Here is a 21,017-nt window from a genome sequence, read left to right as displayed (position 1 = left end):
ATTGGCTCCCTTTTTCTTTAGCTAATGCTAAGCATTACGCTTATTCTGAAGCGTCGTCAGTCGCTGGTGCTTCAGGTGCTGGTTCAGCTTTTTCTTGCGCTGCTTTAATACTTAGACGTACACGGCCTTGGCGGTCTACTTCTAAACACTTAACTGTCACTTCCTGACCTTCAGAAAGTACGTCAGCAACGTTGTTTACACGCTCTTCAGAGATTTGAGAGATGTGAACTAAGCCGTCTTTACCTGGTAGTACATTAACGAATGCACCGAACTCAACGATACGAACAACTTTACCTGTGTACACTTTACCTACTTCGATCTCAGCCGTTAGTGCTTCGATACGAGCAATCGCATCTTTCGCTTGGTTGCCATCAGTTGCAGCAATCTTCACAGTACCATCGTCTTCGATTTCGATCGTTGTGCCTGTTTCTTCAGTAAGTTGACGGATTGTTGCACCACCTTTACCGATAACGTCACGAATCTTGTCTGCGTTGATCTTCATTGTGTGAATACGCGGAGCAAATTCAGAAATATCGTCACGAGCTGCATTAATCGCTTCGTCCATTACGCTTAGGATGTGGTAACGAGCGCCTTTCGCTTGGTTAAGCGCGATTTGCATGATTTCTTTGGTGATACCTTCAATTTTGATGTCCATTTGAAGTGCTGTGATACCAGTTGAAGTACCTGCTACTTTAAAGTCCATGTCACCTAAGTGATCTTCATCACCTAAGATGTCTGAAAGAACAACAAAGTCGTCGCCTTCTTTAACTAGACCCATAGCAATACCTGCTACAGATTGTTTAATTGGAACACCAGCATCCATAAGTGCTAGAGAAGTACCACAAACAGAAGCCATTGAAGAAGAACCGTTTGATTCTGTGATTTCAGATACAACACGTACAGCGTACGGGAATTCTTCTACTGTAGGCATAACAGCTAAGATACCGCGCTTAGCTAGACGACCGTGACCGATTTCACGACGCTTTGGTGAACCTACAAAACCAGTTTCACCTACACAGTATGGAGGGAAGTTGTAGTGCAACATAAAGTTATCTGTTTTCTCACCAAGTAATGTGTCTAGCTTCTGTGCATCACGTTGTGTACCAAGTGTAGCTGTTACTAACGCTTGTGTTTCACCACGAGTAAATACAGCACTACCGTGTGTACGTGGTAATACGCCAGTCATTACGTCTAGGCCACGAACGCTCTCTGGATCACGACCATCAATACGTGGTGCACCAGAAGTGATACGTGTACGAACAACTTTTTTCTCTAAGTCATGAAGTAGCTCTTTCGCTTCTGCTTCATCTAGCTCTTCGCCTTCAGCTAAGCCTTCTGCTAACTGTGCTAATACTTCAGTTTTGATTTCACCTACTTTTTCATAGCGAGCTGCTTTTTCAGTGATTTGGTATGCTTCTTCAAATTTAGCCGTTGCTAATTCAGCGATTTTAGCTGTTAACGCTGCGTCTTTCTCTGGAGCAGACCATTCCCATACAGGGTTGTTAACGTCAGCTTTAAACTCGTTGATTGCATTTACAACAGTTTGCATTTGGTCATGACCATATACAACAGCGCCAAGCATCTCTTCTTCGCTTAATACGTCTGCTTCAGATTCAACCATTAATACCGCAGATTCTGTACCAGCTACAACCAAGTCTAAGCGGCTGCTTTCGAGTTCAGATTGCAGTGGGTTAAGAAGGTATTGACCGTCTTGGAAACCAACACGTGCAGCGCCGATTGGACCATTAAATGGAACGCCAGCAATGGCTAATGCCGCAGAAGTACCAATCATTGAGATAATGTCTGGTGCAATTTCAGGGTTAACTGAAACTACAGTGATGATCACTTGTACTTCGTTTGTGAACCCTTCTGGGAACAACGGACGAATTGGACGGTCGATTAAGCGAGCGATTAGTGTTTCTTCTTCAGAAGGACGACCTTCACGCTTGAAGAAACCGCCAGGGATTTTACCCGCTGCGTAAGTACGCTCTTGGTAGTTAACTGTTAATGGGAAGAAATCTTGGCCTGGAACAGCTTCTTTCTTACCTACAACCGATACAAGTACACATGTATCGTCCATGCTAGCCATAACAGCAGCAGAAGCTTGACGTGCAATAGCGCCCGTTTCAAGCGTTACAGTATGCTTACCATATTGGAATGATTTAGTAATTGGAGTCATTGACTTTCCTTTTGTGTTTGGAAACGACGCCAACTGTATAATGATTTGTTCACTTAACTGAAAGGTAGCTTATTCTGTCTTATAAGCTGGTCTTGTGCTCAAGTCGACCAAATCATTACACACTTGGTCCGTCGTTTCTGTCTTCTTTAAAATTCGCTGACATTATAACCATCAATTCAAGATTTGCTAGCTTATCTAGTGATTTGGTGACAAATTTTCACAAAAACTTCAATATTAGTGCTTTTTGACGCCTTAACTGCCATCAAAGCCGCAGGCTATCGCTGGTCTAATAGGCAATATCAAAACGATCGACTACGCTTTAACTAACATCTTCGTAAGGAATAAAGCATGTTAAGACGTCAATTTTTAACACGATTATCTAGCGTACTAGGGGCAAGCCTCCTATCAAATACTCCTGCTGTCGCTGCCTTAGGCACAGCTTCTTATAGCAATATGAAGCCAGCCGATTGGAAAAGCTTGAGAGCCTTGTTCCCGCTCACTAAAGACTACATCCAATTATCGACATTTTTATTAGCCTCGCATCCCGCGCCTGTGAGGCTTGCGATAGATAGGCACAGGGACTTGTTAGATAAGAACCCCGCCGATTATTGGCATTCAAAATTTGAAACCATTGATGCCAATGTCTGCCAATCGGCTGCTGACTACATGGGCGGTAATAGTAGAAATATTGCGTTGACGGATAGTACAACCATGGGCTTGGGTATGGTGTACAACGGATTAATGCTTAAATCTGGCGATGAAATTGTACAAACAACCCATGACCACTACTCAACCGATATGTCCCTTGCCTATGCAGCCAAACGCAGCGGCGCCGTAGTTAAACGTGTCAGCTTGTATGATGAAGCCGCTAAAGCCAATGAAACAGAGATTGTCGCGCGCTTAAAACAAGCCATCAGTAAAAAAACGAAAGTCGTCGCTGTGACTTGGGTTCATTCATGTACAGGTGTAAAACTGCCGATTAAAGCTATTTCAAAAGCGATACGCAGTGTTAATCCTGACATCTTATTTTGTGTCGATGGCGTACATGGTTTTGGCATTGAAGATCAAGATGTTAGCCAGTTAGGGTGCGATATCTTTATCGCAGGTACCCACAAGTGGATATTTGGTCCCCGCGGCACCGGCGTGGTTTGGGGGACAGATAGAGCCTGGCAAATGATTGAGCCGGTTATCCCAAGTTTTAGCGCGTCATACATGGTATGGCTTGGCCAGTTAACACAAGATAAAGTCGCTATTGGAGAGCATATGTCACCGGGCGGTTTCCATTCATTTGAACACCGTTGGGCGTTACCTGAAGCTTTTGCGTTGCATCAGCAATTAGGTAAAGACAATATTCAAAAGCGCATTCATCAGCTTAATACACAGACAAAACAGGGACTAGCTAAAATGTCGCACGTTAAACTGTATACGCCAAAGTCTCCATCTATTTCATCCGGATTGGTTTGCTTTGATGTTAATGGCATGACGCCAGAACAAGTGGTGAAAGCTTTACATCAGCGTGGTGTGATAATGAGCAGTACACCGTATCGAGAAAGTTACGCGCGCTTTGCCCCCTCACTGCTTAACAACGAACAGGAAATTGAACAAGCACTAGCGGAGATCAAGCGGCTCGGATAATATGACGCTCGTTACTGAGCTTGCTTATAAAAAAGTGGGTATTGTTAACAACCACAGAATAATAATGGACCTGTTAATTCTTTACTGAAGGAAAAGTATTTTAATTATCCAATTTATTTGACTTAACTTGTTTGGTATACTGTATACAATCCAGTTTAAGTATGAGGAATTCTAATGGGAACAAACAGTGCAGATTGGCGATATACCGTTATGCCAGCTGTGTTTACATGGCTTAAAGCGTCGGCATCTGGCGCACTTGAAATTGATTTTGATGCAACCAAAGATTACGCAGCGGGTATTCTTAAAGTACAAGGAAAGGGTGGCACCAGAATGGGTGGCCTTGTTGGGTCAGGTACGCTTGGCGAGAATAGCTACTTAAGCAACCAGCAACGTCTTTCCTTGCTAAGTGCGCTTTCTGAAGTTGCCAAAGAATACAATGTACCATTAATCAGTGGCGCAGCAGCCGAAACAAAAGAAGAGCTTGCTACCATCGTTAAAGAACTAGCTGCGGTAGGTGTGGATACCGTAATGGTAATGCCACCAAAAACTCAACAGACACCCTCTGATGAAGAAATGTATGACTACTACGCACTTTCAGCCGCTGTAGCAAAAGAAGTAGGTGTAACAATTATGCCTTATAACAATCCTGATGCGGCTGGCTACCATGCACTTTCAACAGAACTATTAAACAAACTTGCTGCTCTGCCAGAAGTCACTGCGCTGAAAATATCTACTACCGATGTTTCAGTGATTGAAACCCTGATGCTAGAAAATAAAGAAGCAAAAATTCTTGCAGGAGTAGACACGGTTACAGTACATGCCGGACTTGCCGGTGCATGCGGTGGTATTACTGGTGTTGGCTGCATATTCCCAAAGGCGAGTGTCACTATGCAGGAGTATGTGAATGAGGGAAATTGGGCTGAGGCAAACAAAATCTCTCAAGCAATGAACTCTATCTCATATCTTGATGCTCAGCCGTTGCTTTTAGAATACCTTAAATTTGCGTTTGGCATTCATCACAACGATGTTGAAGGCGGACTTCGCACCTTGGGTAAAGCATTAACGCAACAACAAATTGATGATGTTCGCGCAAGGTACATACTGGCGAAAGAAAGACTTTCTGAGCTTGGTTTAGCTGAATAACCCTAGCAAGATTTGAAAACAAAAAAGCCCTGTTTTTACGGGGCTTTTTTTATGGCTGCGTTTTAAAAGAAGACCATGTCCCTTTTTATAGCTTCGAGCTGCGAGCTTCGTGCTACGTATTCACGTTCCTTGTTCCCTGTTCCTTTAAGCAACGCGCCCCTATAGCGAAGCACCCTCGCCACATAAGTTATGATTCCTATCCAATAAAAAGCATTGAACAAGCGTCTCAAGTATGAATAAATAGTCTTCAAACAGGCTGTTAATCATGAAAAAATGAGAACATTCTACAGAGTAAAGACAGGCTTTCCACGAGCAATTGCCAGTTATGACAGATGTGCAACGTTAATTGTAGGTGGTGGCATAGCACTAGGTTTAGTTACTGTTTTAACAATGGGGCGAGGTTATCAACCATCTGGGAGTTACGGTGCTGGCTCGATATGCTTGTTTGTCAGTTTTCTTCTAATTATTAATTTTCTTGCTAAAAAGTGGAATGGTTTTAGATATATCATCATAGCCATTTGTAGCGCGGTTTCTGTACCGTCTTTCTATAAAGCGATTCCGATATTGCTGTCTGAAGATATAAAACAAAGCAAACTATCTGTTTTGTTTTTTACGCTAGCGGTCTATACGTTGTGGGTTGCTTTGTTGCAGGTGAGAGAGATAGCAAAGCAGCGTAAGAAATAAGAATTAAAGAGATCCCACATCACAGGTTTTCAGTTCCAGACAAAACCTAAGTACCTACATCCTTGTAGGCATGTGCGGGATGACGAAATTCTGATGCTGCGAGCTACGGGCTTGGTGCTACGTGTTCCTTGCCCCTTGTTCCTTTAAGCAACGCGCCCCTTGTTCCCTGTTCCCTGTCCCCTTAAGCAACGCGCCCCTATAGCGAAGCGCCCTCGCCCCATTAGCGAATCGCCGAAAACAAAAAAGGAGCCATAAGGCTCCTTTTCAATAATCTTTCGTTTAAATCTACTATTAACGACGTAGACCTAACTTACCGATTAACGCAGTGTAACGCTCTACATCTTTACGCTTCAAGTAGTCAAGAAGCTTACGACGTTGGCTTACCATGCGTAATAGACCACGACGTGAGTGATGATCGTGGATGTGTGCTTTGAAGTGACCTTGTAAGTGGTTAATTTGAGTAGTTAATAAAGCTACTTGAACCTCTGGAGAACCAGTGTCACCTTCTTTAGTTGCGTATTCTGCAACTACTGCTGCTTTTTCTGCTGCATTTAAAGACATAATAATTACCTTAGTGTTTAAAGTGTTACATCGTCCTGGCCAAACACTAATTCAGCGCAGGAATCAAAGAGCGCGTATTCTAACAGTACGCGCTAATATTGCAAGTACTTTATCAGATGATTTAATTGTCTAATACGGTAATACGTTTAGGTGCCACTAAACCGTCGTCATCAATTTGCCCTACGCCAATAAATTCAGCACTTTCAAAGCTATCGCCAGCGAACACTTGAACTAAGCCTTCACTCGGTGCTTGATAGCCTTGAACAGGGTTACCGTGACGTAGATAATTCGCAGACATATCGTCTACTAGTACCTTTGGCATATCGACACAAGCGGTTTCCATAGGCAAAAGCAATTGATCTAAATAAGTAGATGGTGCTTTGTCCTCATCGCGCGCTTTATCTAACAATTGCTGTAATTCTTCCATGGTAACCATTTGGTCTACAGGGTAGTTGCTAACAGCAATTCGCCTTAAGGCAGAAACGTGTGCGCCACAGCCTAGTTTCTCACCCAGGTCGTCAACGATCGTACGAATGTATGTGCCTTTAGACACGTGAATTTCAAGGTCAACTTCATCGCCTTCAAAACGCAAAAGATCAAGTCGAAACACGGTGATATCACGCGCTTCTCTTGGCACTTCAATACCTTCACGGGCGTAGTGATATAAAGGTTTGCCTTGATATTTCAATGCTGAATACATCGATGGCACTTGTTGCGTCGTGCCGCGAAAACTATCTAGCGCCTGTGCTAGTTGTTCGTCACTAACCGCCACAGGTTTAGTCGACACAACTTCACCGTCAACATCACTTGTGGTGGTACGCACACCAAGCTTCGCCGTTACTTGATAGGTTTTATCCGTATCTAACAAAAACTGTGAAAACTTAGTTGCTTCGCCTAAACATATAGGCAGCATGCCGGTTGCCAATGGATCTAACGCACCGGTATGACCTGCTTTTTGCGCAAAGTAAAGGCGCTTTACTTGTTGCAGTGCATGATTTGACGAAATGTCATAGCCCTTGTCTAGCAGAACGATGCCATGGACGGGGCGTCCCTTTCTTCGTTTTGCCATTGATTAAGCGCCTTCGTCGTCACTATCCGTTTGAGCTTTACGCTTATCAGTATCGACAGCTTGATTCACTAAGTTTGTCATACGTACACCTTCTGCAAGTGATGCATCATATTCAAAACGTAGCTCAGGCATAATACGTGCTTTAATGCGCTTAGCTAATAAAGTACGAATAAAACCAGCGGCTTCATTTAATATACTTACGGCTTGTGCGTAATCTTGTTCTTCAATAACAAGAAAGGTTACAAACACCTTTGCGTAAGCTAAATCGCGTGACACCTCAACAGCGTTCACTGTCACCATGCCTAAACGTGGGTCTTTAACTTCACGTTGAATTATCATAGCGACTTCTTTTTGAATTTGCTGACCCACTCTGTCAGTACGAGAAAAGTCTCTCGCCATAGGTAAAACTCCTATCTGTTGCCATCAAATGGCAGGGTTAAAAAACGGGAGCTAAGCTCCCGTTTTGCATAAGCTAAACGTGGCTATTAAAGCGAACGCTTCACTTCTACTGTTTCAAATACTTCGATTTGGTCGCCCACTTTTACGTCGTTGTAGTTCTTAACACCGATACCACACTCAGTACCGTTACGAACTTCTTGTACGTCGTCTTTAAAGCGGCGTAGCGACTCAAGTTCACCTTCGTAGATAACAACATTTTCGCGAAGTACACGAATTGGGTTGTTACGCTTGATGATACCCTCAGTTACCATACAACCTGCGATAGCACCAATTTTTGGTGACTTAAATACGTCACGTACTTCAGCAAGACCAATGATTTCTTGCTTGAATTCTGGTGCAAGTAAACCGCTCATTGCTTGCTTCACTTCGTCGATTAGGTCGTAGATAACGCTGTAGTAACGTAAATCGACACCTTCTGATTCAATGACACGACGCGCAGATGCATCGGCACGAACGTTAAAACCAACAACGATAGCATTTGATGCCGCGGCTAAGGATGCGTCTGTTTCAGTAATACCACCAACACCAGAGCCGATGATTTTCACCTTAACTTCTTCTGTTGATAGCTTAACAAGCGCATCTGAAATCGCTTCTAGTGAACCTTGTACGTCTGACTTCAATACTACGTTGACTTCAGACACATCACCTTCAGCCATATCTGAGAACATGTTCTCAAGTTTCGCTTTTTGCTGACGTGCTAATTTAACGTCTCTGAACTTACCTTGACGGTACAACGCAACTTCACGTGCTTTCTTCTCGTCTTTAACAACTGTCGCTTCGTCACCTGACTGAGGCACACCACTTAAACCAATAATTTCTACTGGAATTGATGGACCTGCTGACGTGATGGTTTTACCCAACTCGTCGCGCATCGCACGAACACGGCCATATTCTAAACCACATAACACGATGTCGCCTTGATTCAATGTACCTTCTTGTACAAGAATTGTTGCAACTGGACCGCGGCCTTTATCAAGCTTAGATTCAATTACGACACCATTTGCCATCTTGTCGACAATAGCGGTTAATTCAAGTACTTCTGATTGTAGTAATACTGACTCAAGTAACTCATCAATACCCAAACCGGTTTTCGCAGAAACGTGAACAAATTGCGTATCACCACCCCAATCTTCTGGGATAATATCGTGCTGCGACAACTCATTCTTAACGCGATCAGGATCAGCTGTTTCTTTATCCATTTTGTTAACTGCGATAATAATTGGCACCTCAGCTGCCTTAGCATGCTGAATTGCTTCAATTGTTTGCGGCATCACGCCGTCATCTGCAGCAACAACGATAATAACGATATCTGTTGCTTTCGCACCACGTGAACGCATTGATGTAAACGCCGCGTGACCTGGTGTATCTAAGAAGGTTACCATGCCACCTTCAGTTTCTACGTGGTATGCACCAATGTGCTGTGTAATACCACCTGCTTCGCCGGCAGCTACCTTAGCTTCGCGAATGTAATCAAGTAATGATGTTTTACCGTGGTCAACGTGACCCATGATAGTAACAACCGGTGCACGTGTAACCGCATCACCTGCATCACCACGATCTGATAGCACCGCTTCTTCAAGGGCATTTTCTTTCACTAGTACAACATTGTGACCCATTTCTTCAGCAACTAGCGCCGCTGTTTCTTGGTCAATCACTTGGTTAATGGTTGCCATTGCCCCCATTTTGAACATTTCTTTTACAACTTCAGCACCTTTAACCGCCATTTTGTTAGCTAGTTCAGCGACTGAAATTGTTTCACCAATGCGAATTTCTTTGGTTTTCTTTTCAACAGGCTTTTGGAAACCGTGCTGTAAGCTTTGCGGAGCAGAAAGCGTTTTCTTGCCTTTCTTCCCTTTGCCTTTGAAGGCTACTTGAGCATCTTGCTGCTTGCCTGCTTTTTTCTTCTTGCGACGGCGACCGCCACCTTCTTCTTCTTTGTCTACTGCGTCTTCAGCTTCTTGGGCATATTTAGAAGAGGTTAAATGCACAACATCATTTTCATGTGCTTTACGCTCTTCTTCTTGCGCTTTCCAACGAGCTTCATTTTCTTCCGCTAATTTACGAGCCGCTTCTGCTGCTGCCGCTGCTTCAGCTTCTGCCTTAGCACGAGCTTCAGCTTCTTGCGCTTCTCTTAGCTTCTTAGCTTCTTCAGATTCTTGCGGATCTGGTTGTGGCTTAGCTTCTATTTCTTTCGCTTTAGCTTTTGCTGCTTCTTTCGCTTTAGCATCTGCTTCAGCTTTTGCTTTCGCTTTTTCTTCAGCCGCTGCTTCTGCACGCGCTTTTGCTGCCGCTTCGGCTGCAATTTTTTCCTTCGCTGCTGCTTCCGCTGCTGCTTTCGCGTTTGCTTCAGCTTGCGCCTTAGCTTCTGCTGCCGCTTTTTCTTCAGCTTCTTTAATTTGCTGCTCTTCTAGCTCACTGCGTTTTACGTAAGTACGTTTTTTACGTACTTCTACTTGCACAGATTTAGCCTTGCTACCTGAGCCCAATACAAGCGTTGATTTTTTCTTACGGCTTAACGTCATTTTGTTTGGTTTAGCCGCTGAATCATCGCCATGTTGTTTTTTAAGATGCTCTAATAGTGCTTCTTTTTCTTCTTCCGAAACGACATCTGTGGCAACTTTCTTCACCCCAGTTTCTTCAAATTGGCTTACCAATTTATCAACGGTAGCACCAATTTCTTCGGCAAGTTGTTCAACTGTTACTTCTGCCATCTAATTTTTTCTCCTGGGATTACTCTTCTTCGCTAAACCAACAAATGTTACGAGCAGCCATTATTAATTCACCTGCTTGCTCTTCATTTAGCTCTTCAATATCTACTAGGTCGTCTACGCCCTGCTCCGCCAGGTCTTCTAACGTTACAACGCCTTTACTCGCTAATACGTATGCTAGGTGCTTGTCTAAACCTTCAAGGTTTAATAAATCTTCAGCTGGTTCTGCACCTTCTAATGATTCTTCGTCAGCTAACGCTTGTGTAGTTAACGCTGCTTTTGCACGGTTACGCAGTTCTTCGACGATATCTTCATCCATACCATCGATTTCCAATAACTCTTGTACTGGTACGTAAGCAATTTCTTCTAAAGACGTGAAACCTTCGTCAGCAAGAATCGTTGCAAAGTCTTCGTCAATATCTAACTTCTCAGTGAATAGACCTAATACTTTGTCATTTTCAGCTTGATGCTTCTCTTGCATATCAGCTGTTGTCATTACGTTCAGTTCCCAAGCCGTTAATTGGCTTGCTAAACGAACGTTTTGACCACTACGACCAATCGCCATTGCTAGGTTGTCTTCTTCAACTGCGATGTCCATTGTGCGTCTGTCTTCATCAACAATAATAGATGCTACTTCAGCAGGCGCCATCGCATTGATAACAAATTGTGCTGGATTGTCGTCAAACAATACGATATCAACGCGCTCACCGCCCAATTCGCCAGATACAGCTTGCACACGAGAACCACGCATACCAACACACGCACCAACTGGGTCGATACGCTTATCGTTACTTTTAACTGCGATTTTGGCACGAGAACCTGGATCACGAGCGGCGCCCTTGATCTCAAGCATTTCTTCACCAATTTCTGGTACTTCAACACGGAATAACTCAACCAGCATTTCTGGCTTAGTGCGGCTCACAAATAACTGCGCACCACGTGCTTCAGGCTTAATCGCATACAACAAACCGCGTACTCGATCGCCCGGACGGAATACTTCGCGTGGCAACATGTCATCGCGATAGATAATTGCTTCTGCGTTATTGCCTAAATCTAAAATAACGTTGTCACGGCTTGCTTTCTTAACAACACCGGTGATTAGCTCACCTACTTGATCTTGATATGCATCAACAATCAAAGCGCGCTCTGCTTCTCGAACTTTCTGTACGATAACTTGCTTAGCTGTTTGTGTCGTAATACGGTCAAACTTTACTGATTCAATTTGTTCTTCAACGTAATCGCCAACTTCCTTTGTGCTGTCATCATACTGTGCTGCCGCAAGAGAAATTTCGGCATATGGATTTTCTAATGGTTGCTCAGCATCATCAACAACTAACCAACGACGAAATGTATCAAACTCACCTGTTTCACGATCAATTTCAACGCGAACGGCAATATCACCTTCGTACTTTTTCTTTGTCGCTGTTTCCAATGCAGTTTCTAATGCTTGGAATATACTCTCTCTCGATACAGCTTTTTCATTCGAAACGGTATCAACTACTAGTAATACTTCCTTAGTCATGCTTTTCGCCTTTTAAATTACTTGTCGAATTGATGGACAAGATTTGCTTTATCTACATTACCGATAGTCAGTTCATAATCTTGACCATCAACGATTACAATCAAAGTGTCATTTTCTATCGCTTCTAACGTCCCTTTGAATTTGCGACGACCATCAATAGGCATTGACGTTTTGACATTAATAATTTCACCCACAACGGCTTCAAAGTGGGCTTTTTCAAATAGAGGTCGGTCTAAACCAGGTGAAGACACCTCTAAATTGTATTCTGTACTAATAGGGTCCTCGACATCCAAAATTGCACCAACTTGATGACTAACTTCCGCACAGTCGTCGACGTTAATGCCGTCTGGGTGATCGATAAACAAACGTAAAACTGAATTGTTGCCTGCGCTGATAAATTCAACACCTAATAATTCCTTGCCTGTCTCTTCGACAGCCGGACGCAAAATCTCAGTCAATTTTTGTTCAAATTTAGCCAAATGTGTTCTCCAGAAACAAAAAAAGGGCGTATAGCCCAGCGAATAAACCTAATCAAAAGGTTAAAATGTTCACTTTCAGAAACAAAAAAGCCCCTGCACGCGGGGCTTTATTTCACTGAACCCTTTGTGTGACGGGCTATCCCGTCGAATTATTCTATGCAATAGTTTTGAGTTAAAAACGCAAAACTACTCAGTGGTGCATACAATAATTAAAAACTGCACGAATTATATAGCCACAACACTAGTAATACAAGTTGATTTACTTTTAATCACATAGTTTTTTTCTGATGCATTTTCTGCGTTTTGATAAAATTTACTTTTTTTTCGAATCATCAAAAGCAAAAAACTGTAATTTATTGAAGTATTTGAGAAAAACAGAACACAAAATATACAATAGTTGTCGATTTTTACGCTAGTTTATAGCCTCGTTTCATGGTATAAAATTATATACTTGCGCCCGTTGCGAGCGATTTTTGTATAAAAAGCCAACCGCAACAACGTTTGAAAATAATAAAAATCAAACTTCAAGCGCCATTTAACATTGAAATATCCTAAAATTAGCAACAACTCGTGCAAAGTCGCATGAGCTGGCTAATGATGATTTGCTTAATTTATTGAGGCATTGGACGCGAATATGTACACGTTTTCTCAACTTCTGATTCGAAATACTGTTTTAGGTGTGTTGTTTAGCATCACCATGGCAGTATTAAGTTTAACGGTTTTGTCGAGCTACTTAGAACAAGTTCAGCAAGACTCTCAGCAGACGATACGTAGTCTTGCTACACAAACGTTGAACAACACAGAAGCTAACCTTCTTAGCAAAACTTTGCAACGAAGCTTTACCTTTCAGCAATTGAACATCGATATTATTTCGGGTGACAAGCTGACTAACTATAAAAATAGTAAAACTAACTTTTTGGTTAATTTAGTCTCGCCGCAACCGAAACAAATCATCATTAAAGATCATCAAGTTAAAATCAGTTATTTGCTGGACTTTTCAAAACAAGTATCACTTGTCTCTACAATAATTTTGATCATGATCGCTGCAACTGCGCTATTTTTGACCTTGTCAGCGTACCTAAGTACCACTAAGTACAAGCGTATCTTTGACGGTTTCAACCGCCAAATTAAGCAAGAAATTGATCACGTCATGAAGCCCGATGTAGCGCGCGGTGCTGATCCTGATATTGTTGAAATCCCTGAGCTGAAAAAGGGCTTAAGTGAAATTCATCAATTGATTGAATCTCAAGTAGAGAACTCATCTGCACTTGAAAAAGAAGCCTATTACGAAAAGCTAACCGGTTTTTATAACCGTAATGCGTTTGTTCAGTTCTATGAAAACAAGATCAACCAAAACGATGAAATAGAATTTGGTGTGCTATTAATTACGCGTTGTTCAGAATTACAAACCATCAACCAAATTCATGGTTACCACGAAGGCGATAAATACATACTTGCCGTTGCGGAAATTATGAAAAAGTCAGCGCAAAAATATCAAGGCGCTGAATTGTTCAGAATTAATAGCTCTGACTTTGCCACCATCATTCCTAATACCAAACTGCAAGACGCTGAAGAGTATGCAAAAGATTTGTCACGACAATTTGACGACTTCCAGACCTCTTCTGAATTAGATTCTGTAGCCAATACTGGTTTGGTCTATTTTGACAAACAAAAGCCTTTAGGTGAATTGTTAGCACTTGCCGATACGGGTATTAGTGTTGCTCAAACGCAACAAGTTAATTCATATCATTCGCAACGTGATACTGACATATTAAAAAGCACTAGTGCGAACTATGGTAACCAAAATTGGCGCCAAGAAATTGATGGTGTACTTGAAAACGAGCGTATTATTTTGCTTGTTCAACATATCAAGCCAAGTAATCGAAACACACGTGCTTACGGCGAAATCCTTGCGCGCTTTTTAAATAGCAACGAAGAAATGTTGCCGACAGCGTCATTTATCGCCATGGCGGAAAAACTTGATCGCATCGTCGCTGTCGACAAACTTGTGATTGAAACAGCGATTGCTGAAATTAATAACAAGAATTTGTACGATCAAAGTTACGGCATCAATATTAGTGCACGTACCATCCATGACGAGCAGTTCTTGGTTTGGTTAGAGCGTCGCCTACTTAGAGAACCTAAAGTTGCACCTAAGCTTGTATTTGAGATTACCGAATATGGCTTACAACAAAACATTAGAACCAGTAAGCGATTCATCGATATGTTACATCGCGTCGGTTCTCGTATTACCGTTGAGCGCTTTGGTGTTGGTTTAACCTCATTTAAATTCTTTAGAGATCTTAAGCCGGACTTTATCAAAATGGACGCTACCTATACGCGTGATATTGACGAAGATAAGAATAATCAGTATTTCCTTCGCTTGATGGTAGATTTGGCGCATAGATTAAGTATTTATGTCCTCGCTGAAAGCGTTGAAACACAGGAAGAGAAACACACCTTAGAACGATTGTTTGTGGACGGGTGCCAAGGCTTTTACATCGGTAAACCGCAGAATCTTTAGGCACTACCTCCCCTATCCCACCTAAATATGAAAAACCCTAGTTTCTGTCGGTTGTTAATTCCGACAGAAACAAGGATAATAACAACCACTTGCAATCAAATGTTTTCATTATGACAGACTATTTACTGTTGCTGGTTGGCACAGTGCTAGTAAACAACTTTGTCCTGGTTAAGTTTTTAGGTCTATGCCCTTTCATGGGGGTATCGTCTAAAACTGACACGGCTATTGGTATGTCGTTAGCTACGACATTCGTGATGACATTGGCGTCGCTACTTAGCTACATCGTCAATACCTATATTCTTCAGCCGCTAGATCTTGAATTTTTAACAACCATGTCTTTCATCCTGGTCATTGCCGTAGTCGTGCAATTTACCGAAATGGTTGTGCATAAAACCAGTGCAAATCTTTACCGTGTTTTAGGAATATTTTTACCTCTTATCACCACCAACTGCGCTGTACTTGGTGTCGCTCTTTTGAACATTTATGAACAACACAATTTCCTTCAATCAATTTTTTACGGCTTTGGCGCTGCCGCCGGTTTTTCTCTCGTGCTTATTTTGTTTTCTGCCATGCGTGAAAAAATTGCAAACGCAAATGTGCCAAAAGCCTTTAGAGGTTCAGCAATTGCTATGGTAACCGCAGGACTTATGGCGCTTGCCTTTATGGGCTTTACTGGCTTGGTGAAAGTGTAATGGAAGCACTCATTGCTATTGCCGTATTAGGTCTGCTTGCTGCTGCCTTTGGTGCGTTATTAGGTTTTGCCTCTGAAAAATACAAAGTAGAGGGCGACCCAATCGTCGAGCAAATCGACGCTATCTTACCTCAAACACAATGCGGCCAATGTGGTTACCCCGGCTGTAAACCCTATGCCGAAGCAGTTGCCAATGGTGACGCGATTAACAAGTGCGCACCCGGTGGTGAAGACACAATAAAGAAAATTGCGGACTTAATGGGCGTCGAAGCGATCCCCATGGATGAAAGCCATGAAGCAGACAATACACCAAAAGTAGCTTTTATTATCGAAGAAGACTGCATTGGCTGTACTAAGTGTATTCAAGCCTGTCCGGTAGATGCCATTATTGGTGCTTCTAAACAGATGCATACGATTATTGCTGACGAATGTACCGGTTGTGACTTATGTGTTGCGCCATGCCCTGTTGATTGTATTGAGATGCGCCCTGTCCAGCAAACGCCTCAAACGTGGCAGTGGGATTTAGAAAGTATTCCTATCACGGAGGTGAAGTAAGCTGTGATGGAAAATATTTTAGCAAGACTCGACAAAAAGCATTATTGGCAATTTCACGGTGGTGTTCATCCACCGGAGCAAAAATTTCTCACTGAAAATAAGCCTATTCGCCAACTTCCGCTGCCGGATAAACTGATTATTCCATTGCAGCAACATATTGGCAGTGCTGGCAAATTATTAGTCCAAGTTGGCGACAAGGTACTAAAAGGGCAGCCACTCACCCAAAGTGGCAACCCAATGCAAGTCCCTGTGCATGCACCAACAAGTGGTATTGTCTCTGCTATTGAGAAGCATACTATTGCCCATCCTTCAGCGATGAAGGAACTCTGTTTGATATTAACACCTGATGGACAGGATAAGTGGCGCCCGCGCGAAGCGTGCAACGACCCAAGTCAATTAGACAAGCAAACCGTATTGAATAAGATTGCTAATGCTGGTATCGCTGGTATGGGTGGTGCGGGTTTTCCTACGTTAATCAAAGTAAATACTAGCGCTGAAGTAGATTTCCTGATTATCAATGCGGCTGAATGTGAACCGTACATCACTGCGGACGATTTGTTGATTCAAGAACAAGCCAGTGAAATTCTTGAAGGTATTAAGATTCTTGATGGGCTGCTTTCACCCAAACAAATTTTAATTGGCATCGAAGACAACAAACCTAAGGCTATCGCCATTTTACAAAAGCTTTGTGAACAACATAGCAACATTAGAGTGTGCGTCATTCCTTCTCTGTATCCGTCTGGTGGCGAAAAACAGCTGATCAAAATCTTAACGGGTAAAGAAGTTCCCTCTGGTACGTTACCAAGCCAAATCGGTATTGTGATGCACAACGTTGGTACCTGCCAAGCAATCGCAGACGCCATATTACATGACACGCCGTTAATATCACGGGTAGTCACTGTGACCGGGCAAGCATTAGACAAGCCGCAAAATATGCGTGCTTTGTTAGGTACACCAGTATCCTTCTTGCTTGAACAAGCGGCATACAATAACGATGGTAGACGCCATATTATTATGGGCGGCCCAATGATGGGCTTTAGCTTGCCATCTGCCGATGTGCCTGTTGTAAAAATCACCAACTGTATCTTGGCGCCCTCGCCGGACGAGCTCAATTTAGACCAACAAGAACAAGAATGTATTCGTTGTGGTCAATGTGCAGAAGTGTGCCCAGCGGTGTTATTGCCGCAAGAAATGCAATGGAGCGCAAAAGCACAAGACTACGATCAGCTGCGTAAGCTTAATCTATTTGATTGCATTGAATGTGGCGCTTGCGCCTATGTTTGCCCAAGTCAAATACCCTTGGTGCATTATTATCGTGTTGCTAAAGCGGAAATCAGACAATTAGATTTCGCAGAAGTAAAAGCTGAAAAGGCAAAAGCACGCTTTGAAGCACGTAAGGCTAGACTAGAGCGCGACAAACTTGCGCGTGAAGAAAAACATCGACTCGCTGCAGAGGCGCGCAAAGCGCGTATGAATGCAGGCACGGAAGAAGGCAACAAGGAAAAATCAGCAGTTGCAGCTGCACTTGCTCGTGTTAAAGCGAAAAAGGCAGAGCAAACCACAGAAACGAATAGTGACACATCACCAGTTGCAGCAGCGGTTGCGCGCGCAAAAGCGAAAAAGGCAGCGCAAGCAGCTACACAAGAGCAACCAAAATCAGCAGATAAGTCATCTGCAGTAGCAGCTGCTGTTGCACGAGCTAAGGCCAAAAAAGCGGCGCAGGCTGAGCAGCAAGGTAATGACACTGAAACGCAAGATACACAACTTGAGCAAGTAGCAGAAAAACCGAAAGCTAAAGCAGTGTCTGCAGCGGTAGCCAAAGCAAAAGCAAAAAAAGTCGCCAAGGAAGCCGAAGCAGCTTCTGCAACTAACGCCGCTGAAGACAAAACTCCGACGGACGCTACTGCTAAGAAAAAGTCTGCCGCGGTGAGCGCTGCCGTTGCCAAAGCTAAAGCAAAAAAGGCCGCGCTTAGTGACAAAACAACGACTGAGTCAGACAAAACCTCAGAAACCAAGAAAAAGACCACTAAAGCAGTAGCGAGTGCTGTTGCAAAAGCTAAAGCGAAAAAAGCAGAAAAACAAAAAGCGGATGGCGAAAGTGTTGATAAAAAAGCGCCGGCTAAATCAACATCTGCCAAAAAGACCACTAAAAAGGCAACTACGCGTAAAACAACTGCTAGCAAAGCTAAAAAAACAAGTAAAGTTGCAGAAACAGCAACACCTTCTGCTGCTGAGAAAAAGGCGAAAGTTTCTGCAGCTGTTGCAAAAGCTAAAGCCAAGCAAAAAGCAGCACAAATTGATTTACCGCTAGATGAAGCAGCGGAAAATAACGCAGATGCTAAGAAGCAACGTATTGCTGCCGCAGTAGCAAAGGCAAAAGCAAAGAAAGAACAAAGAGAAGCTGAATAACATGGCCTATTGGATTGCAAGTTCACCTCATAATCACGTTAAGGATTCAACGTCTGCCTTAATGCGCCTCGTTATTTATGCCACCATCCCTGGTGTCTTAGCGCAATGGTACTTTTTTGGTTGGGGTAACCTTATCCAAATCGGGATAGCTATTGCGTTTGCATTAATCACTGAATTTGTGTGTTTAGGGCTGAGAAAACAACCAGTACGTGAACAACTTTTTGATGGCAGTGCCATCTTAACTGCGGTACTGCTAGGTATTTCGGTACCTGCATTAGCGCCGTGGTGGATTGTTGCACTTGGCATGGTTTTCTCCATTAGTATTGTAAAACATCTATACGGTGGACTTGGGCACAACATCTTCAACCCGGCAATGGCTGCGTATGTCATGCTACTGATCTCATTTCCAGTCCAAATGACCGCTTGGCAACCACCTTTGCAGCTACTGCAACATGATGTCACTCTGATTGATAGTATCAGTGCGATATTTACGGGATTTACTCATTCGGGCTATTCAGTTGAACAGTTAAAAACGCATATTGATGGTTATACCATGGCGACGCCACTGGATACCTTAAAAACTAATTTAACGTTAGGCTTAACGATAGGTGAAAGTTATAACAGCCCTGTGTTTGGCCAACACTTCAGTTTGGGTTGGGAGTGGATTAACGCCGGTTTCTTACTCGGTGGTTTATTTTTATTGTACAAAAAAGCCATTCACTGGAGTATGCCGGTAAGCTTTTTAACAAGTTTATTCGTATGTTCTTTAATCGCTTATATTGCGAGCCCTGATCACAACGCCAGCACCATGTTCCATTGGTTAAGCGGTGCAACGATGTTCGGAGCATTCTTTATATTAACCGACCCTGTTTCAGGCGCGACAAGTGTTAAGGGACGCCTTGTGTTTGGTGCGCTTTGTGGATTTTTAGTGTTTATTATACGCAAATATGGCGGTTATCCTGATGCCGTGGCTTTCGCTGTATTGTTGTGTAACATGGCAACGCCACTCATCGATCAATACACACGACCACGCACCTATGGTCACGCAAAAGGAGGTAAATAATGCGCCAAGCCATTCAAAAAAATGCGCTTATTCTATCTGCCTTTGCGATTGCTTGTACCGCGCTAGTAGGTGGTGTTCATTTGCTGACGAAAGACACGATAAAACTTCAAGAGCAGCAGTATTTACTCAATACGTTAAACCAAGTAATACCCCCCGCTCAGCATGATAATGATTTGTACCAAGACTGTGTCAGGCTTATTGGCAGCCAAAGTAATGACTTTGTCGAACTTGCCTACCTAGCAACACTAGAAGGTCAGCCAAGCGCTGCGGCGATCACAACCCGCGCACCTGATGGCTATAATGGCAATATAGAATTACTGGTAGCGATGAACTATGACGGTAGCGTAAGTGGTGTTCGTGTATTAAAGCATAATGAAACACCCGGCCTTGGCGATAAAATTGAAGAAAAGCGTAGCGATTGGATTTTAAGCTTTAACGGGCGCAGTGTGTCGCAAAATGATGACCCTCGCTGGCAAGTGCAAAAAGACGGTGGTGTATTTGATCAATTTACCGGTGCCACCATAACACCTCGTGCCGTTGTAAAAGCGGTAAAAGATACGGCGCTTTACTTTGAGCGCAACAAAGACGCCATGTTTACTCAATTCCCAGCATGTAGAGATCGTAATGAATCGCTCTGATGAATATAAAAACCTTGCTATTCAAGGCTTGTGGAAAAATAACCCTGGTATAGTACAGCTACTTGGCCTATGTCCATTGTTAGCTGTGACCTCAACACTTACCAATGCGATTGGCCTTGGTTTAGCGACCTTGCTGGTATTAATTGGTTCCAATGCCACGGTATCAGCTATTCGCCAGTGGGTGCCAAAAGAAGTGCGCATTCCGATTTTTGTTTTGATCATTGCCAGCTTTGTGACCTGTGTGCAATTGCTGATGAATGCATATACCTTCGGTTTGTATCAATCGTTAGGTATATTTTTGCCGCTGATTGTCACCAACTGTGCCATTATTGGGCGCGCTGAAGCTTACGCGTCGAAAAATGGTGTAAAAGAATCTGCCTTTGACGGTTTAATGATGGGTTTAGGCTTTTTAGCCGTGCTTATGATTCTTGGCGCTGCCCGCGAAATATTAGGACAAGGTACCTTGTTTGATGGCGCTGAATTATTGCTAGGAGAATGGGCAAGTCAATTACGCATAGAAGTGATGAATTTAGATAATCAATTTCTATTAGCAATACTGCCACCGGGCGCTTTCTTTGCCATGGGTTTTCTCATTGCAATTAAGAACATGATTGATGACAAGTTAGCAGAAGCTAAACCGGAAAAACAATCAAATATTGAACGCGTACGTGTAAATTTTGACGCTAATTAAATGGGCA

At 43.0% G+C, this 21,017-nt stretch carries 17 protein-coding genes; 10 read left to right on the top strand and 7 right to left on the bottom strand.

The annotated features are described in order from the left end of the window. Window positions 1–40 precede the first annotated feature (40 nt). Window positions 41–2,179 carry a polyribonucleotide nucleotidyltransferase gene (pnp, locus tag QUD85_RS05560; RefSeq protein ID WP_093327584.1) on the bottom strand — a complete coding sequence of 713 codons (2,139 nt, stop codon included), beginning with the start codon at window positions 2,177–2,179 and terminating at the stop codon, window positions 41–43. Between the two features lie 348 nt (window positions 2,180–2,527). On the opposite strand from pnp, the gene QUD85_RS05555 reads away from it, so the two are divergent. The 3 genes from QUD85_RS05555 (at window position 2,528) to QUD85_RS05545 (ending at window position 5,641) form a co-directional block, all read left to right on the top strand. After that, window positions 2,528–3,814 (top strand): aminotransferase class V-fold PLP-dependent enzyme, encoded by a 1,287-nt coding sequence (locus QUD85_RS05555; RefSeq protein ID WP_093327582.1) that lies wholly within the window; start codon window positions 2,528–2,530, stop codon window positions 3,812–3,814. 174 nt (window positions 3,815–3,988) lie between these two features. Next, complete coding sequence (locus QUD85_RS05550; protein WP_093327580.1) at window positions 3,989–4,957, top strand: dihydrodipicolinate synthase family protein; 969 nt, start codon at window positions 3,989–3,991, stop codon at window positions 4,955–4,957. A 273-nt stretch (window positions 4,958–5,230) separates the two neighbouring features. Next, on the top strand, window positions 5,231–5,641 hold the full coding sequence (locus tag QUD85_RS05545) for a hypothetical protein (protein ID WP_093327579.1): 411 nt from the start codon (window positions 5,231–5,233) through the stop codon (window positions 5,639–5,641). Window positions 5,642–5,932: 291 nt separating this feature from the next. On the opposite strand, the gene rpsO is transcribed toward QUD85_RS05545, so the two are convergent. From rpsO to rimP, 6 genes are all read right to left on the bottom strand, one after another. Further along, window positions 5,933–6,202 (bottom strand): 30S ribosomal protein S15, encoded by a 270-nt coding sequence (rpsO, locus tag QUD85_RS05540; protein ID WP_093327577.1) that lies wholly within the window; start codon window positions 6,200–6,202, stop codon window positions 5,933–5,935. A gap of 121 nt (window positions 6,203–6,323) precedes the next feature. Continuing rightward, window positions 6,324–7,271 carry a tRNA pseudouridine(55) synthase TruB gene (gene truB, locus QUD85_RS05535; RefSeq protein WP_093327576.1) on the bottom strand — a complete coding sequence of 316 codons (948 nt, stop codon included), beginning with the start codon at window positions 7,269–7,271 and terminating at the stop codon, window positions 6,324–6,326. A gap of 3 nt (window positions 7,272–7,274) precedes the next feature. Then, window positions 7,275–7,670 (bottom strand): 30S ribosome-binding factor RbfA, encoded by a 396-nt coding sequence (gene rbfA, locus QUD85_RS05530; RefSeq protein ID WP_093327574.1) that lies wholly within the window; start codon window positions 7,668–7,670, stop codon window positions 7,275–7,277. A gap of 86 nt (window positions 7,671–7,756) precedes the next feature. Continuing rightward, entirely contained in the window at window positions 7,757–10,441 is a 2,685-nt protein-coding gene (infB, locus tag QUD85_RS05525; RefSeq protein WP_093327572.1) for a translation initiation factor IF-2, read from the bottom strand. A gap of 19 nt (window positions 10,442–10,460) precedes the next feature. Continuing rightward, window positions 10,461–11,960, bottom strand: a complete 1,500-nt coding sequence (gene nusA / locus QUD85_RS05520; RefSeq protein WP_093327571.1) for a transcription termination factor NusA — start codon at window positions 11,958–11,960, stop codon at window positions 10,461–10,463. A 17-nt stretch (window positions 11,961–11,977) separates the two neighbouring features. Then, window positions 11,978–12,439 (bottom strand): ribosome maturation factor RimP, encoded by a 462-nt coding sequence (gene rimP, locus QUD85_RS05515; protein ID WP_093327569.1) that lies wholly within the window; start codon window positions 12,437–12,439, stop codon window positions 11,978–11,980. Window positions 12,440–13,073: 634 nt separating this feature from the next. On the opposite strand from rimP, the gene QUD85_RS05510 reads away from it, so the two are divergent. The 7 genes from QUD85_RS05510 to QUD85_RS05480 all read left to right on the top strand — a co-directional run bounded on the left by QUD85_RS05510 (window position 13,074) and on the right by QUD85_RS05480 (window position 21,010). Continuing rightward, complete coding sequence (locus QUD85_RS05510; protein ID WP_093327568.1) at window positions 13,074–14,963, top strand: EAL domain-containing protein; 1,890 nt, start codon at window positions 13,074–13,076, stop codon at window positions 14,961–14,963. A gap of 110 nt (window positions 14,964–15,073) precedes the next feature. After that, on the top strand, window positions 15,074–15,655 hold the full coding sequence (rsxA, locus tag QUD85_RS05505) for an electron transport complex subunit RsxA (protein ID WP_093327566.1): 582 nt from the start codon (window positions 15,074–15,076) through the stop codon (window positions 15,653–15,655). Next, window positions 15,655–16,209 carry an electron transport complex subunit RsxB gene (gene rsxB, locus QUD85_RS05500; protein WP_093327565.1) on the top strand — a complete coding sequence of 185 codons (555 nt, stop codon included), beginning with the start codon at window positions 15,655–15,657 and terminating at the stop codon, window positions 16,207–16,209. Before rsxA ends, rsxB begins: the two co-directional genes overlap by 1 nt. 6 nt (window positions 16,210–16,215) lie before the next feature. Beyond that, complete coding sequence (gene rsxC / locus QUD85_RS05495; protein ID WP_093327563.1) at window positions 16,216–18,618, top strand: electron transport complex subunit RsxC; 2,403 nt, start codon at window positions 16,216–16,218, stop codon at window positions 18,616–18,618. A gap of 1 nt (window position 18,619) precedes the next feature. Further along, on the top strand, window positions 18,620–19,681 hold the full coding sequence (gene rsxD / locus QUD85_RS05490) for an electron transport complex subunit RsxD (protein WP_093327561.1): 1,062 nt from the start codon (window positions 18,620–18,622) through the stop codon (window positions 19,679–19,681). Next, window positions 19,681–20,319, top strand: coding sequence for an electron transport complex subunit RsxG (gene rsxG / locus QUD85_RS05485; RefSeq protein WP_093327559.1), 639 nt, complete (start codon window positions 19,681–19,683; stop codon window positions 20,317–20,319). The genes rsxD and rsxG overlap by 1 nt, the downstream gene beginning before the upstream one ends. Continuing rightward, window positions 20,306–21,010 carry an electron transport complex subunit E gene (locus tag QUD85_RS05480; protein WP_093327558.1) on the top strand — a complete coding sequence of 235 codons (705 nt, stop codon included), beginning with the start codon at window positions 20,306–20,308 and terminating at the stop codon, window positions 21,008–21,010. Before rsxG ends, QUD85_RS05480 begins: the two co-directional genes overlap by 14 nt. Window positions 21,011–21,017 lie beyond the last annotated feature (7 nt).

The sequence above is a fragment of the Thalassotalea agarivorans genome, assembly GCF_030295955.1.
Lineage (GTDB): Bacteria > Pseudomonadota > Gammaproteobacteria > Enterobacterales > Alteromonadaceae > Thalassotalea_D > Thalassotalea_D agarivorans.
Note: the sequence above shows the minus strand (reverse complement) of the source record. Positions and strands in the feature narration are given on the sequence as shown.